Source organism: Sphingobacterium puteale (assembly GCF_050986225.1).
Classification (GTDB): Bacteria; Bacteroidota; Bacteroidia; order Sphingobacteriales; family Sphingobacteriaceae; genus Sphingobacterium; species Sphingobacterium puteale.
The window spans coordinates 3,542,436-3,558,425 of sequence record NZ_CP158959.1; the positions used below are offsets into that span (position 1 = coordinate 3,542,436).

Genomic DNA, 15,990 nt, shown 5'->3' on the forward strand with positions numbered 1-15,990 from the left:
CTTTCTGCTAAAGTTAACGAAATTATTGCGTTTTACATGATTTGCTACTGTCAGGCTAAGATATAGCCGTTTAGGACAGCGCATTGTTGAAATAAAACATAAATTGGGCGACATAGTACAGGAGATCTTTACAAATCTTTGGGACAGAATGGACCGACTGGAAATCCAGCATTCTTATCAAACTTTTCTCTTTGCCTCGGTACGCAATCTTGTCATCAGCCGTATCCTTGATGGCGAAGGGACGATTCGTTTTCGTAAGGTCGGATTTGAAGGCGAAAAATTAGTGCAGAGTTTGGATGCGATGATCGAATACCTCAAAGAGCGGGAGCGATAAATAGCATTGGCTATTAAATCCCTGTTTTCATGGATTTTTCCATGTGGATATTTGTCGTAGTTTTAGGCCATTGATCCAACATAAATAGATAGTTAATTCGAAAAGGACTTACGATGAAAGAATATACATTCAAATACCAGAATAACAGTGGACTTCTCTATCTGCTACTTGTTCTCATTGGAATACCATTCGGACTCATTTTCCTGACGGTATGGCTCATGGATTATGTACAATGGATCTTTTGGCCCAATATTGTTCTGATGCTTAGCCTGATGGTATTCGGTGTCTGGCGTTTTGTCAAAAAATCCAAAGCGATAGATACCATTACCCTGGATAAGGAAGGATTTACATCCTTAAGTTATGGACGGGTTCTATATAAGGACATCCACAGTATACCGCCCTATGGTCTTCTTCAAGCCCCTCCGCCCTCCATGCGGATCAAACTCAACAATGGAAAAAAGCTCGTCTGGTTATTCAATCCGGATCATCCCAAATCCGCCGTTGAGGCCATTACCTTTGCCGCATTCAGAGAAGAGCTTCTGCATCATCTGGAACAACGGGCTCTAGCTCCTCAGGGCGGAAATCCCGGAGAAAATACCGCAACAAGCCTCGTCTCCCAGATCGAAGAATCTAAAAAACGTGATTACAGATATATTGCCATTCCGATATCGGCGGTATTTGCACTCGTAATGCTTTTTCGTACTTGCGGTGCTGATTTTATTCAGCAACAGCGGGATAAAGAAACGGCGGGTTTTCGAGACGCGATCCTCGATATGGAAAAGACTTATGAAACTAATGTGTTAAAAGCCAAAGATGTTGCTGCAGTGTATGCCCTTACTTTTGGACCGGTATTTTTATGGACCAACGACCCCCGCGCTACGGTGGTGTTTAGACCCGATATTCCCCGGGATCCTTACGGTGCCGAAATCAATGTGATCGGCCTGCGCCATGCCGAAGATAATAAACTGTTGGAACAGTATATTCAACACCCCGATAGTGTAAACTATGATCTGACGATTGTCAATACTGCAGAAAAATTTTATGCCGTGATGAATAAAAGTATATTCAGCCGGGAGGATAGTTTGACCGTACCGATTTACCTCACGGTATATAACCCCAAAGAATCCCTGCCTTCTCCATTTAGCCAGAAAGTCGTGGATTCGACTTTTAGACCGATCAGGTACAGTACTTCCATTGCAATACCGCGTGCCGGAGAACCGAAATCAGAAATCCTCGATCATATGGACTTTGCCTCCGTTCGCTCGATACTTAAAAAATACCGCGGGACCTATTTTTATATGGTTGCAAAAGAACAGGATGGGATATCGGCGCAACAGTTCGAAAAAATAAAAATACTGGTATTAAAGAATTTCGAAGAACACAAAGTTGATACAGAACAATTTGAAAGCAGACGTTGTAATAGCGAATAGCGATTTATTGCTGAATACCTTATCCGGGCGGTGGATTGCATGGATCTGATCACAATCGCAATTTAAGCAACAGTGGCGGCCACACTTCCTGCACGTGGAATCTCTAAATTTCTATTCTCATCTCCAGTAAATTGGGCTTAAACCCGACTTTACTATAGGCGATTATCGCACTGTCGTTCTGATCATAAACCTGAAGTCTCACCTCCGAGATATTTTTTCCTTTTGCCCAGCTTAACAATGCTTCCAGAATCAATTTATTGATCCCTTGTCCGCGGTGATCTGGTTTTACATACATAAATCCCAAATGCACATATCGGGCAAACTTTTGATACGGCTTGGCATCAACTATTTTCGCATAACCAGATCCGACAAGTTCACTGCCGACCACAGCGACCAATACTTCTGCTTCTGGTGATTTTATGAGTTCCAGCAGGTCGTAGTAGTGAATTTCACCTTGTTCCAATGTATCGTCAAACGGGCGTTCTGCTGCCACGATTCCCTGTTCAAATTCCAATAATACATCTATTTCATGTTCCTGTGCCTGTCTAATTTTTAAATTCATTCCTGATGTCTTTTTTCTAACGTGCAATGATATCTGCGTAAATTTGGGGTAATAGCGGATAACGCAATATACAAAAATCAGCAACCCAATGAACGGCACAAATGTCAGCTGTCTGTAAATTACCCTGAATTGTATATTCTGTTACAGAACATGTCTTGGGGATAAATACCTGTTTTGTTTATATAAAATACGGTCGATAAAAAAAGGGCATATGGTTTGCATTTAATTTCCAAATTAAAATTGAATTGTACGACATTAATTCGTTAGGGTCTTAAACGTATATGGAAGAAAAAAACACATATATTGATAAATCGAAACATACCATTTATAATTCGAGCGATGATCTCGATCTCTATCTTAAAGCCTTGAATTCTGCCTATTCAGGCATTATTATTACAGATAATATGCAACACGATAATCCGATTATCTATTGCAACAAAGCATTTGAAACTATCAGTGGCTATTCGCACAATGAGATTATTGGGCATAATTGCCGTTTTTTGCAGGCTCAGGATCGTTCACAGCACCAACGCCAACTTTTAAAAGAAAGTATTCAGCGGGGTGAAGAATGTAAAGTCGAAATTCGTAATTACCGCAAGGACGGTACACTTTTTTGGAATGAGCTTTTTATATCTCCTGTTAAAAACGAAGCGGGACAGGTCACCCATTTTATAGGCGTACAAAATGATATTACGGCGCGCAAGAAAGCCGAGTACGACCTTAGGGAAGAGAAAGCACATGTTGAACTTAAAATACAGGAACGAACAAAAGAATTACAGGAAAAGGAAATTTTTCTCTCCAGTATCATTGAGACTGTCCGGGAGAGTTTATTGGTATTAGATGCCAATTATATCGTGTTGAGTGCGAATAAACATTTTTTAAATTCTTTTAAGGTTTCCTCCGAAGAAACGTTAGGAAAACCTCTCTTTGAACTTGGGATGCAACAGTGGAATATCAATTCTTTGAAAGAGCTCCTGACCCAGATCCTACCGACCAACAATCCTGTTATTGATTACGAGGTTGACAATGTATTTCCCCATATAGGCCGTAAAGTGATGCTATTAAATGCTTATCGCATTGAATTTGAGGGGCATTACAAAGATCGGATATTGATAGCTTTCGAAGACATTACGGAGAAAAAAGAGCAAGACCAGCGAAAAGACGATTTTTTGTCCATTGCTAGCCATGAGCTCAAGACGCCTCTCACGACGATTAAAGGTCTGGTTCAAATTTTACAACGTATGAGCCCAGATCATTCGAATGACAAGTTTGTGAGCACGCTCGATAAGATGTCGGCCTATGTCGATCGCTTGAATCTGTTGATCACTAAACTGTTGGATACCTCAAAAATACAGTCTGGTCATATCGAATTGCATATGGAGCCATTTAATATTGATCAAACAATCCGCGAGGCAATTGAAAATATTACGCTCGCTGTGCCCGGTTATGAGATCCAGCTATCGGGCACCACAGGCGCTATTGTCCAAGGGGACGAGCTTCAGATCATCCAAGTATTCAATAACCTATTATCCAATGCTATTAAATATTCACCCGATTCAAATAAGGTGGAAGTAAGCATGCACAAAGTTGCCAATTTTGTAAAAATCTCCATAAGAGATTACGGCATGGGCATCAATTATCAGGACAGACTGAAAATATTCGAACGATTCTTCAGGGCCAGCCATATACAGAAAAAATTTCCCGGATTAGGGATCGGGCTCTATGTGTCACATGAGATTATTGCCAATCATAATGGAACGCTATGGGTAGAAAGTGAACCCGGAGAAGGGGCTACATTTAATTTCACATTACCAATCACAAATAAATGACGAAAGCTATGGAGCGTAGAAAAATAATGATCTGTGATGACGACCAAGGAATAGTAGAGATGCTTGAACTATTTCTCGAATTAGAAGGATTTAATGTGATATGCGAGATCAACAGTACCAATCTGATTAAACAGCTCATGACGCACCGGCCAGATATCTTGTTATTGGACTTATGGATGCCTCTATTATCGGGTGATCAGGTCCTAAAAATTATCCGAAATACGCCCGAAGTGAAAGACTTGCCAGTGGTTATACTTTCGGCGAGTGTCGATGGAGCGGCCATTGCAGACGATTTAGGTGCCAATGGATTTATTGCCAAACCTTTTGATCTGGTTGACATTACTTCCAAAATTAATACAATATTAAGTCATTAACAGGATTATTCGAATGGACAAGTGGGGCAATGCTTTGCTTCGTAAGATAACAAAGCATTGCCAATAGACCCACAAAATAGGGCTAATTCCCTTATTCAACTTTGATGTGAACCTCTCCTGAAATAAGCCCCTTACTTTTCGCTTTTACGACAATTTGGCCTTTATTTTTACTTGACACAATAACCAACACTTTACCATGAAATGCTCGTCGTGATGTCGACTGGAAACGCGTATGATCTGTTGTATTCCCATTATCCGTCGCCAAAATTTTTGCCCCATCTCCCTCCACCTCAAAATCAATTTTATTTGCTGCATCGGGAACAAGAGTGCCAAACTCGTCCACAACATAGGCATGTACAAAAGAAAGTTCATTCATCGCGGCACTAATTGAGTTGTCTTCTGCAATCAGAGCTATGCGTTGTTCCTTTTTTGCTGTACGGATTGTTTTACTTAACACTCTTTTGTCCTGCTGATAAGAGATAACTTCAAGCGTACCAGGTTCGAATGCTATGCCCTTAAAAACGACTTCGTAACGGTCGGAATCTTTTTTCTGATCGCCTATCTTTTTGCCATTGTGATAAAGTTCTACCCGGTCTGCTTGGTTAAAGTAAACCACCACATCTATTATATCCCCTTTTTTCCAATTCCAATGAGGCAATACATGTAGGACAGGCTTCGCTGTCCATACGCTTTGGTACAAATAATATACATCCTTCGGGAAGCCTGCTAAATCCACAATTCCAAAGTACGAGCTTCTTGCCGGCCAAGTATAAGGTGTGGGTTCACCAAGGTAATCAAATCCCGTCCATACATACATGCCCGCGATATGATCGTACTTTTCCATTAACCTCAAACTCGTCTGATGGTCTGATCCCCAAGGCGTAAATACATGGTCATAAGCCGATATACTCTTATCCTTGTTGCCTCCATCGAAAGGTATATCCCATCTTTCGGGCCACATGCGAACAGAATCATAAGGAATCAAATCATACTGTCCACGACTTTCCAATGCAGAAGTACTTTCCGTTACGATGAACTTTCTGCCGGGATGATCCTTTGGAAAACTAGCCCATTTTTTATGGTTGTAGTTATAGCCTATCAGATCCACTGCTGAACTCATCAGCACCGGATTCGCTTTGGAAAGTTCATTGTTTGCAATGGTAGTCAGACGTGTTCCATCCAAGCTGTCTACGATTGAGGCCAAAGCGATTGGAATAGCTATTCCATCCGGTTTTGAATGCCACTGCTCCTGAACTTCATTACCTAGGCACCAGATAAACAGCGACGGATGATTACGGTCGCGTTTGACATGGTCGACAAAATCCCGTCTGTACCATTGATCCCAATATAAATGATAGTCATACGGGTTTTTGTGCCCTTTCCAAACATCAAATGTTTCACTCATCACCACAAAGCCCAAGCTGTCACATAGATCCAAAAATGCAGGTGCTGCAGGGTTGTGCGATGTACGGATCCCATTGACGCCCATTTCTTTCATGGATCGTAGTTGACGTAATGCTGCAGACCGGTTGAATGCCATACCCAGTGCGCCGAGATCACTGTGCAGACACACGCCTCGGATTTTAAGACGCTTCCCGTTTAGCGTAAAACCCTGTTCTGGATCAAAATTAAAATTACGTAAACCAAATTTGCTGTTTTGTTCATCCAGCACCTGGCCATCTGCAATCAACTGTACGCGCGCCGTATACTGCTGCGGCGTTTCAATACTCCATAAAAGAGGATCGTCAATGGATATCTGCTGCTGGATATGATGAAGCCCTGTCTTGAATTTTGCCAAGACTGTATGTTCACTTGCAATAGGCAGGCCGTCGGGCGAAAGCAATTGCGTCAGCACCGTGATCGTTTTTGCTTCCTTAAGGGTCTGTTCAATTTCCAGCGACAGGTTTACGACAGCGTGCTTTTCATTGAGCTGGGTGGCTCTTATAAAAGTACTGTTGCTGGTTAAGCTGATTGGATTACGAATGATTAGTTTTGTATCCCGATAGATCCCCGATCCAGAATAGAAACGTGAGTTTGGCTGGTTCTTGTTATTTACTTTAACTGAAAGCAGGTTGTCTCTACCGTCCCAGTATAGATAGCGGGACATTTCATATTCGAATCCGATATAACCGTTGGGCCTTTTTCCTAAAAAATGCCCGTTGATCCACACCTCGCTGTTTTCATATATCCCTTCAAATGCAATAAATATCCTTTGTCCGCTGTCAGCTTTAGCCAGCTTAAATGATTTTTGGTACCAGCCGATTCCACCATCAAGGTAGGCCCCTCCGCTAGCTGCAGGACTGTTTGCGCTGAATGGCATTTCGATGCTCCAGTCGTGCGGTAGGTCGAGGCGGCGCCAGCCCTCTCCTCTTTGTTCATCGATATATTGCTGGCTACTGTCTAGTTTAAACCACCAGCCCGGATTAAAATTAATAACCTGCCTGGATTGCCCAATGGAAGAGCCTGTCGTTGCCAACAATAGCAACAACAGGCTCATTATCCGGCTATATCCTGTATGAAATAGTCGTTTCAACATAAATTTATCTCCAAGCGTAAGCGCTAAACTTGATCAATGATATAGCGATTTGTTTCATTCACATTTACTTGCAAGGATATATCATGATTGAAATGGATCGCATAAGTACTGTCTTTAGCTAATAATTTGCGTATATATAAATAAGTTTTGCTTAAATAGTAAGGATCAATTATCTTATTTATCGTTATTGGTTTCCGCCTCATTTTCAATCAAACTTTCCTTATAGTCTTTACTGATAAAATTGAAGGTCAGCATGGCAGCACTGTCATTCGACAGCACCGGATCCCGTAATACCGCCAGTTGCATGGTGTTTTTCGTCAGTGACATAATGCGTATATCCCCCCAGTCGACCACCATCCCATCTTGCGGCTTACCGTGCAAAGGTGAAGCTCCTGTCATGCGCATGGTTTTCTTTTCGGTATCAATATTAAAAGTCCCTTTTTGAACTTTATCCAACATCGTGTGTATCACATTGACGTTTGCCCCGCCTTTCAGGTCGAAAGTCATGCTACCGTAGTCACCTGCGGGCATTAGCCAGCTATTGCTTTTCCAATCGGGCTGCCAGCTCCAGCTGTCACTATTGAGCGGCTCACCAGTTTTGTTTATCGTTCCCCACCAGTCCCCAGTGCCGTAAAAATACACTGGGCCTTTAAAGTAGCGGGATATGCCATCTGCGTCCAGATCCAGATACCATGTTTTCTCCTCCCCTGCGCCCCCCGTCAGCAAAGTCCAGGTCTCGTCGCTGATAAATTCGGCATACATCTGATCGATTTTAAACGTTACCGGCTCTCCGTAGACAATTCCCCCACGGGTTTCGACGCCAAATTTGATCGTGTATTCCCCTGGAAATGGCATTTTCAGCGTTACCTTTTTTTCCTGGTTAAGTCCCTGTGGATGTTCCCATAAAGGCGTATATTTGGGGTCCATCAAACTGGTCAAATAAACAATATTTGGATTATTGGCGTCATGCTCAACGGTATAGGCCTTTCCTTCTGCCAATTCTGCCGATGTGACATCGATGTCACCCAGTGAATAGTTCTCCGGGGTGCAGCTCCCAAAGAATATCATCCCTGCAAGGAAACTCATGATAACTGTTCGTATCTTTTTCATTTTTATCAATTTATTATAGTTAAACCAATAGTCCATTCTAAGGTGTTTAGGCTTAATTCCATCCCGGATTCTGTTTCAATATACCGTTGGATAGTGTAATCTGCTTGTTTGGAATTTGCATAAAGCCTCTTGTTGTCAAAAAACGCTCTCTGTTTACAATAACTTTTTCAGGCACCGAACCACTAAGCACATCTTCTGATGTTTGGAGCGTGGTCGCTGCCATATCCAGGCCTTGTCTCAGCACGTCCCAATAGCGGATACCTTCAAATGCAAACTCAAATTTTCTTTCCTTTAGAATATTGTTTTTTGATACGGGCAGCGCTACAAAATTGGTTTTATAGGCTCTTTTACGCACCTCGTCAAAATATTTTTGTGCATTGACGGAACCCAGTTCGGCTGCCATCAACAAGACGTCGGCATAGCGGATCACAAAATAATCCTGATCCTGTGATAATTGCATATCCTTATCCCCTCCCGTATTCGTGGTGCCATCCGGCAATGCGGTTGGTGCATATTTTTTTACAGCGTATCCCGTGTATTCGCGCTGATCTTTGAGGTCAAAACCCGTTATTTTTTCGCCCTCGATATCAATGATAGAGGCCGTCTTGCGTGTGTCGTTGTTGTCAAGCTCATTGAAGAAGTTTTTACTTACTGTGCATACACCCCATCCCTGTCCATAGGGCGACCAATTTTTGCCCCGTAGGCCTAGAAATACTACCCAGCGATTACCATCGACATAACCGCTGTAGTTAGAGGTATTGTTAAATTTCTGCGCAAATACTACTTCAAAATTTCCCTTGCCGGCATATTTGGAAATATCTAGTGTATTGTTGCTGGCATTTGGGGTATAACTTGCAGCGGGCCATAGATTCTTAAAATCTGCCACCAAGGCAAACTGTCCGCTGCTGATCACGTCTTCCAACCCCGCCAGTGCTTCTGCTTTGGATACGCCGATGTCCTCGCTGCCATAGTATCCCGAATAAAAGAGATAAACACGGGCCAACAGCGCTTTTGCAGCAAATGGTGTAGCCCGACCGTCATTGGTGGCGGCAGCCGATTTCGGATAAGCTGTCTCCGGAATGTTCGCAGCCGCAAATTTGAGATCCGAAACTATCAATTGATAAATCGCTTTAGGATCCGATTGCGGAATATTCTCGTTGGTCGGACTCGTTAACAAAGGTATTCTTTCGAAAAGGCGTACAAGATCAAAGTACATTAAGGCGCGTAGGAATCTGGTTTCACCTTCAATTCGCGCGCGTGCGGCTGTGCTTCCCGAGAAGTCGGTGCCATCCAATTTCCCCAGTAGCGTATTGCATCTAAAAATACCGGCATAGTAATCTGACCAGGTACCATCAAAGATGTTATTGTCCGATTGGGATTGTGCAATATCAAAACGGTCTATTGCTTGAAACCCTCGGCCGTCTGTTGTTCCTCCACCGCCAAAACAGTTGTCCGAGGCGATCTCAGATGTGATATAAAAGGCTTGGCTGCCGTTGGACGTCGTCCTTTGATAACCGTCATAGCAGCCAACCAAAGCCATTTCAGCATCAGCCACTGTTTTATAAAAATTGCTCTCCAAAACGCTTGTCATCGGTTCGACATCTAAAAAATTGGATGAACATGACCCTAATAGTAAGGATCCCAATAACATGGAATGATAGATATAGCTCGTTTTTTTCATGATTTCTTGATTTAGAATTTAACATTTAGGCCAAATAGAACTGTCCGGGGTCTTGGGTAATAGCCCAGATCAATGCCCGATACCCAGCCGTCCGTACCATAGCCAATCTCGGGATCCATACCGTCGTATTTGGTGAACGTGAACAGATTTTGTCCTTGTACATAGAAGCGGATCTGATTGCCATATTTCCACTTGATAAGTTTAGAAAGATCATAGCCTAAGGTAACATTGCTGATCCGCAGAAAATCCCCGTCCTGAACATAAAGATCTGAAAACTGCCAGTTGACGTTCGTTTCAGTGACGCGCGGGATGTTGTTGGAAGTACCTTCCCCGGTCCATCTATCTAGTATTCTCGTTGTGTAGTTTGCCTGTTTATTGGTATGATTACGGTAGGACTGTACAATCTTGTTTCCGAGGGAACCATAGGCGTTCACCGATAAATCAAAACCTTTATAATCTAGACCAATATTAAAGCCATAGGTAAAATCAGGCATGCCCACTCCCAGATTTGTTTTGTCCGAGGCATTGATAATGCCATCGTTGTTCTGGTCCACATATTTTACGTCGCCAGGCTTTACATCCGCTTGCAGGATACCTTTTCCAGCTGCTCGCCAAGCATCAATTTCGGATTGATTTTGGAATAGACCGTCGGTCTTATACCCCCAGAAGTAACCAATGGGCAGGCCATTTGCAGCCCGGTAGAATTCCTCTGAATTATCGTACAACATGGCCGTCTGTCCGTGGATAATGCCGTCTTCGGTAGGGATCTGGCCAACTTTATTTTTGTTGTAGGCACCGTTTATCCCCACCCGGTATTTGAGTTCGTTGATCTTGTCAGCCCAATTTAGCCCAAGCTCCACACCTGTATTCTTTACATCACCCCCATTGATAAATGGTGGTAGTGTTCCTGTCGTTGCCAAGACTGGAGCTGTAACCAGCCAATTTTTGGTCTTTTTGACATAAAAGTCGGCAACCACATCCAGACGGTTGCTTGCAAACTTGGCGTCAAATCCAATATTGGTCTGTTCAGACGTTTCCCATGTCAAATTGGGATTGGACAAACGGCTCGGATAAGCGCCAGCAATATTGTTGTTGCTTGTTCCGAAGACATAATGCGCTCCGGGATTGGAAGAGGTAATACCTGTTGAGGTGCTTATCGGTGCAGCGTATTGGAAATCTGCAATGTCCTGGTTACCTACTTGCCCCCATGAAGCTCGCAGTTTGAAAAAGTTTACGCCAGCTAAATTCTCCTTAAAGAAATCTTCTGAAGAAATGACCCAGCCAGCGGACACGGAAGGGAAATATCCCCAGCGGTTGCTACGCGAAAATTTGGAAGAGCCATCTGCCCGCAGTGTCGCGTTCAGCAGATACTTTTCTTTATAATTGTAACCCAATCTTCCAAAATAAGAAACCCGTCGAGTGGCATTTTCAGGTCTCCCCGAGACTGTCCTGGTCTCCACCACATTACCCTTTTCATCCAAATGTGCCTGTCCCGTTGTATTATCTAGGTAAGCGTGCGCAAAATCGTTAAACTGGGAAAGCAAGTTCCAGTTAGACCCCGAAAGAAAGGTTCCTTGGTAACGTAACGATTCCATTCCCAGCATAGCCGAAAAGCGATGATCTGTGTTGATATCAAAGTCGTAGGACGCGGTATTCGTCCAGGTTAGCGTATGTCCCTTACTCATGTTCTGGGAGGTAGTCGTATGATCCTGGTTATAGGTATAAATCGAGAAGCGGTACAAGGGTGTAAAACTTCTATATTCCGATGCATAATAGTTGAACCCCAGTAAAGAGCGCACTTTCAACCCTTTCATTGGTTCGATCTCTGCAAAGATATCGGCCAGCAATTTTTGTCCATCGTTGTTATTATTTGAATTGGTCATCATGACTCCATAAGGATTGCTATCGCCATTATACCAGGGCGAGGTGGAGGTGTCGTTGAAAGGGCTGCCGTACAGGCCATTGTCCGAATACACCGGTGACAAAGGCGACGTGGCAAATGCACCGCGTAGCGTGTTGTTGTATTGATTGCCTACACCAATACCCCGATTTTTTATATAATTAAAATTGAGATGCTGACCGATTTTTACAAAATTGTCAAAGAGTTTATGTTCCGAGTTTGTTCGGAAACCATAACGCTGGTAATTGGATACATCTTTACCACCTACTATTCCTTCTTGGCCAATGTAGTTCATCGACAAGGCGTAAGTAGATTTTTCTGAACCGCCTGTGAGTGCAACATTGTAATTGTCCATTTTTGCATTATCCTTGAACATGTAATCCAGCCAGTCTGTATTAGCTAAGCCCTCCATAGCATCAAAATTGATTGGCGAGGCACCCGAATTCAGCGATTGTTCGTTCATAATCAGCTTATATTGAGTTGCGTCCAATAATTTCGCTTTGCGCGAAACGTTTTGAATTCCTGTATAACCGTCAAAGGAAAGCACATTTTTACCTGCGGCTCCCATCTTTGTAGTGACGAGTACGACCCCATTTGCCGCCTGCGAGCCATATATGGCAGCCGAAGCAGCATCTTTTAAAACATCAATGGATTGGATATCGGCAGCATTCAAGACCGAGATGTCACCACCCGGGACACCGTCAATGACATATAGTGGCCCAGAGCTACCTATTGTTCCCAATCCGCGGACGACGACTTTCATATCTGCCCCCGGCTGTCCTGAGGTAGATGTGATCGCTACACCCGGTGCTTGTCCCTGGAGCGATTGCAGCGGGTTCAATTGATTCCGTTTTTGCAATTCTTCACCTTCAACCTTCAGATTGGCACCTGTGTTCAATTTTTTCTTTTGCACACCATAGCCTATCACAACAACTTCTTCTAAATCGGAAGATTGTGGCTGTAGCCGAATTACCATTTTGGGGCCGGTTACTGTAATTTCCTCCGTTTTATACCCCACATAAGAGACCGTTAAAATTGTTCCAGTACCGACTGTCAATGAAAATTTACCCGATTCGTCACTGCTAGTTGATATCTTCTGATTCTTTACTTTGATACTTGCTCCCCCGATTGGCAAGCCCGAATCAGCCGAAACAACCGATCCCGTAAAGGATTGTGCCCAGACCAAAGAGGTCACGCTGGTCATGACCATGACGGCCACGCTCCTGCTCAACAATTGTTTGCTTATCATACGTATTGATTTATAAGTTGGTTTTTATTTATTTTAATTTGATCTGTACAGCTTTACCTGTATAGGATACCGCTGTTGATCTTTTTGATGGTACATCCAGCCCGACTACATTCTTGTCGCTGACAAAAATGATATTAAACTTCCTTTTGGTCAGCATTCCGTCGAAATCACCTCTACGTTCTTGCAGGGACAGCGTTTTTGTCGTATTGTCATAGTTGAAATCTATGCGGCTATATTTCCCTTTTTCATAATTATAATTGTTTCCTTCGTCTTCATAAAGTGAAAAATGACCATCTGCTCCATCGTAGACATAGAGGTCCAGTATATCCTGCTTTTTCTCTGTTGTGTATTGCAATACTGGTCCGATTGGTAGAATCGCTCCGGCCTTTACATATACCGGGATACGTTCGTAAGGTGCATCAACAAGCAGGTCCTGACCACCCTGCACTTTCTTGCCACTGTATAGATCATACCAGTCTATTCCTTTTGGGAAGTGCATTTTGCGCGAGGTCGCACCTTTTTCAGTAACGGGATTGACCAACAGGGACGGCCCCCACAGATACTGATCGTTGATATCAAATCCGTTCTTATCCTTCGGAAAATCCATGGCCAGTGCGCGGATCATTGAATAATCTTCAAAAAATGTCTTTGCTGCAAGGCTGTAATTGTACGCAAGTAATTTATAACGCAGATTGATAACATAAGTCATGCTTTTATACGCAGGGTGGCCGTCGGGAGCGATATTATAAGGCTCGCGATAGGGAAATTGTCCATGCGCTCTAAACAGCGGCAAGAAAGCACCATATTGGTACCAGCGGCTATTCAGTTCACGCCATTCCTCTAGGTCGGTTGCATTAGGCTTATGAAATCTGTTTTCAACCAAGAAGCCCCCGGCATCCATTGTCCAATACGGTGTACCAGACATCGAGAAGTTAACTCCCCCGGCAATCTGATCTTTCATATCATGCCACCTGGAGGCAATATCCCCACTCCAAGCGGCAGCAGCGTAACGCTGTTGGCCCGCAAAAAAGGACCGTGTCAAGATAAAAACCCGTTTGTTGGGATCAGTTGCACGCTGGCCCTCATAAATACCTTTTGCATTTTGTAGTGGAAAAGCGTTATAATAACGAACTGAAGAACCGATACTCGGTTGAAAAACCGATTTGCGTTCATCCAGGTCGATATTGGAATGGATGTCCGGCTCACTGGCATCCATCCACCAGGCATCAATTCCTATTTTAAACAAGTTTTTGTCCAACAGTTTCCAAAATCCGTCCCGGGCACCTTGATTAAATGGATCATAAAAGGTGGATGTATAACCCTTTCCGATCCAATCTTTGCGACCGTCATAAATATTGCGCGGATAGATCCATTTGTTGTTTTTAAATTCATTGTATACAGTCGACTCCTCATTAATTTTTGGCCATGCTGAAATCATGATATTCAAATGTTGATCATGTAGTTTCTGCACCATCGCTTTTGGATCCGGGAAACGTTTTAGATCAAATTTTTGGCCTCCCCAGTCGTGTTCAGACCAGTAAGACCAATCTTGAACAATATTATCAATCGGAATCTTACGTCTTCTAAATTCAGTAGCAACCTGCTCAATTTCTTCTTGTGTCTTGTAACGCTCCCTGCTCTGCCAAAACCCGAAACTCCATAGCGGCATAATGGGCGCCTTACCCGATAGTTTCCGATAACCCGCGATGACGTCATCCATGGATGATCCATGAATAAAGTAATAATCAACTGCATCTCCAGCTTCGGAATTAAATGAAAATAAGTTTTTACGGGTTTCGGGCACCGGGCTTTGCCAATTCAATGTAAAATAAGATTCACTCCCATCTGGTATCCATTCCATACGGATTTTGTGAGACTGATCTTTTCCCATTTCTTTCTCGAGTTCAAAGGTCCCTGCATTCCAGGATTGCCGCCAACGATCAGCCACCAGCTCACCGTCTATCCAGACCTTCATATAACCCGAATATTTAAAGTGCAGCACATGTTTGCCCGCATATGGCGAGGCAAGGCTTCCCTCATAGATTACTTTAGTATCCGCAAGCTTCACTTCTTTGGGAAACTTGTGCTGATCGCTTAAATAACCATAATCGATAATGGATTCAGGCCGGGATAGATAGACCTCGTTTATATTGTTCCGGTTCACATAGGTAGCTGTAAGCCAGCCTTCTTCACCTTCTTTTGAGGAGAGCTTAAGGGCATTGAGAGGCAATAAGGGCCGTACATCTCCAGCTTTGGTAATGGAGTAATTGTGCCATAGCAATCCATAGTTATTCGTAGATAATAAAAAAGGGATTCCGATTTCTGTATTGTACTGCAACAGCGATACCTGTTTGCCGCGATTATAGTTCATGACCGCATTTTGATGTTGTCCTAAGCCATAAATCCCTTCTTCGGGATTGACGATAAAGTCTTGGTTGATGTGATAAAATGCATCGCCATTATAGCTATTCGCTGTAAAAGAGCTTGAATTTCGTTTCGCTTCTTTTACAATAACTTGGCCATTTGAATCAAAAAAATCAACTTTACCAGTCTTCAACGAGACGATCGCCTGCATAGCGGCTGTTTGTACATTTACGGTAGAATCAGTAGATTTTACAGCCAGCGACTTGAGCTGTCGGTGCAGTGAATCGACGACCACCAAACTCGTTTGCTTGGGAAAGGCGGCGCCGGCCGGAACAGCCGTGACACGTACGATCTTGTCCGTTACAACATCCAAATAGACATCCTGATCGATTGATGTGTCCGAATTTTTGAAGCTTACCTTGACACCAGTTGGCGTTTTTTCATAATGTGCTTTGTTGGTCTGTCCGAATCCTTGCTGTACCATTGCGAAGAGCATCAAACTACTTAAAGCATACGTTAAGTTGCGCATTTAAATAAGATTTATTGGTTACTATATTCCCTTGGTTATTATTAGTCCTTCCTATTGAAAGAACAATTCAAATATAGAATGCAACCGGTTGT

10 protein-coding genes are annotated in these 15,990 nt (G+C 43.1%); 4 read left to right on the forward strand and 6 right to left on the reverse strand.

The genetic code is table 11. From position 1 onward, the window contains the following. The first annotated feature begins 82 nt into the window (after positions 1-82). Positions 83-334 carry a sigma factor gene (locus ABTV71_RS15140; RefSeq protein WP_121126146.1) on the forward strand — a complete coding sequence of 84 codons (252 nt, stop codon included), beginning with the start codon at positions 83-85 and terminating at the stop codon, positions 332-334. Between the two features lie 113 nt (positions 335-447). After that, positions 448-1,764: a hypothetical protein gene (locus ABTV71_RS15145; protein WP_433900103.1), complete on the forward strand. Its 1,317-nt coding sequence runs from the start codon at positions 448-450 to the stop codon at positions 1,762-1,764. A 103-nt stretch (positions 1,765-1,867) separates the two neighbouring features. Here the strand turns inward: ABTV71_RS15145 and ABTV71_RS15150 are convergent, their stop codons facing one another. Next, positions 1,868-2,326, reverse strand: coding sequence for a GNAT family N-acetyltransferase (locus tag ABTV71_RS15150; protein ID WP_433900104.1), 459 nt, complete (start codon positions 2,324-2,326; stop codon positions 1,868-1,870). Positions 2,327-2,607: 281 nt separating this feature from the next. Here ABTV71_RS15150 and ABTV71_RS15155 point away from each other — a divergent pair, with 281 nt between their 5' ends. Beyond that, positions 2,608-4,155, forward strand: coding sequence for a PAS domain-containing sensor histidine kinase (locus ABTV71_RS15155; RefSeq protein WP_433900105.1), 1,548 nt, complete (start codon positions 2,608-2,610; stop codon positions 4,153-4,155). Positions 4,156-4,163: 8 nt separating this feature from the next. Continuing rightward, on the forward strand, positions 4,164-4,529 hold the full coding sequence (locus ABTV71_RS15160) for a response regulator (RefSeq protein ID WP_121126212.1): 366 nt from the start codon (positions 4,164-4,166) through the stop codon (positions 4,527-4,529). 91 nt (positions 4,530-4,620) lie between these two features. Here the strand turns inward: ABTV71_RS15160 and ABTV71_RS15165 are convergent, their stop codons facing one another. The 5 genes from ABTV71_RS15165 to ABTV71_RS15185 form a co-directional block, all read right to left on the reverse strand. After that, on the reverse strand, positions 4,621-7,065 hold the full coding sequence (locus tag ABTV71_RS15165; RefSeq protein ID WP_433900106.1) for a glycoside hydrolase family 2 TIM barrel-domain containing protein: 2,445 nt from the start codon (positions 7,063-7,065) through the stop codon (positions 4,621-4,623). Between the two features lie 174 nt (positions 7,066-7,239). Next, on the reverse strand, positions 7,240-8,175 hold the full coding sequence (locus tag ABTV71_RS15170) for a hypothetical protein (RefSeq protein WP_433900107.1): 936 nt from the start codon (positions 8,173-8,175) through the stop codon (positions 7,240-7,242). Between the two features lie 52 nt (positions 8,176-8,227). Further along, complete coding sequence (locus tag ABTV71_RS15175; protein WP_433900108.1) at positions 8,228-9,856, reverse strand: RagB/SusD family nutrient uptake outer membrane protein; 1,629 nt, start codon at positions 9,854-9,856, stop codon at positions 8,228-8,230. A gap of 11 nt (positions 9,857-9,867) precedes the next feature. Further along, a complete protein-coding gene (locus tag ABTV71_RS15180; RefSeq protein WP_433900109.1) occupies positions 9,868-13,005 on the reverse strand; it encodes a SusC/RagA family TonB-linked outer membrane protein in 3,138 nt (1,045 codons plus the stop codon). 28 nt (positions 13,006-13,033) lie between these two features. Continuing rightward, complete coding sequence (locus ABTV71_RS15185) at positions 13,034-15,898, reverse strand: TIM-barrel domain-containing protein (RefSeq protein ID WP_433900110.1); 2,865 nt, start codon at positions 15,896-15,898, stop codon at positions 13,034-13,036. Between the last annotated feature and the right edge of the window lie 92 nt (positions 15,899-15,990).

What these genes read in the sequence shown, in the direction of transcription:
- ABTV71_RS15145 (WP_433900103.1), top strand. Translation starts at nt 448, where the DNA reads ATGAAAGAATATACATTCAAATACCAGAATAACAGTGGACTTCTCTAT.
- ABTV71_RS15150 (WP_433900104.1), bottom strand. Translation starts at nt 2,326, where the DNA reads ATGAATTTAAAAATTAGACAGGCACAGGAACATGAAATAGATGTATTA.
- ABTV71_RS15155 (WP_433900105.1), top strand. Translation starts at nt 2,608, where the DNA reads ATGGAAGAAAAAAACACATATATTGATAAATCGAAACATACCATTTAT.
- ABTV71_RS15160 (WP_121126212.1), top strand. Translation starts at nt 4,164, where the DNA reads ATGGAGCGTAGAAAAATAATGATCTGTGATGACGACCAAGGAATAGTA.
- ABTV71_RS15165 (WP_433900106.1), bottom strand. Translation starts at nt 7,065, where the DNA reads ATGTTGAAACGACTATTTCATACAGGATATAGCCGGATAATGAGCCTG.
- ABTV71_RS15170 (WP_433900107.1), bottom strand. Translation starts at nt 8,175, where the DNA reads ATGAAAAAGATACGAACAGTTATCATGAGTTTCCTTGCAGGGATGATA.
- ABTV71_RS15175 (WP_433900108.1), bottom strand. Translation starts at nt 9,856, where the DNA reads ATGAAAAAAACGAGCTATATCTATCATTCCATGTTATTGGGATCCTTA.
- ABTV71_RS15180 (WP_433900109.1), bottom strand. Translation starts at nt 13,005, where the DNA reads ATGATAAGCAAACAATTGTTGAGCAGGAGCGTGGCCGTCATGGTCATG.
- ABTV71_RS15185 (WP_433900110.1), bottom strand. Translation starts at nt 15,898, where the DNA reads ATGCGCAACTTAACGTATGCTTTAAGTAGTTTGATGCTCTTCGCAATG.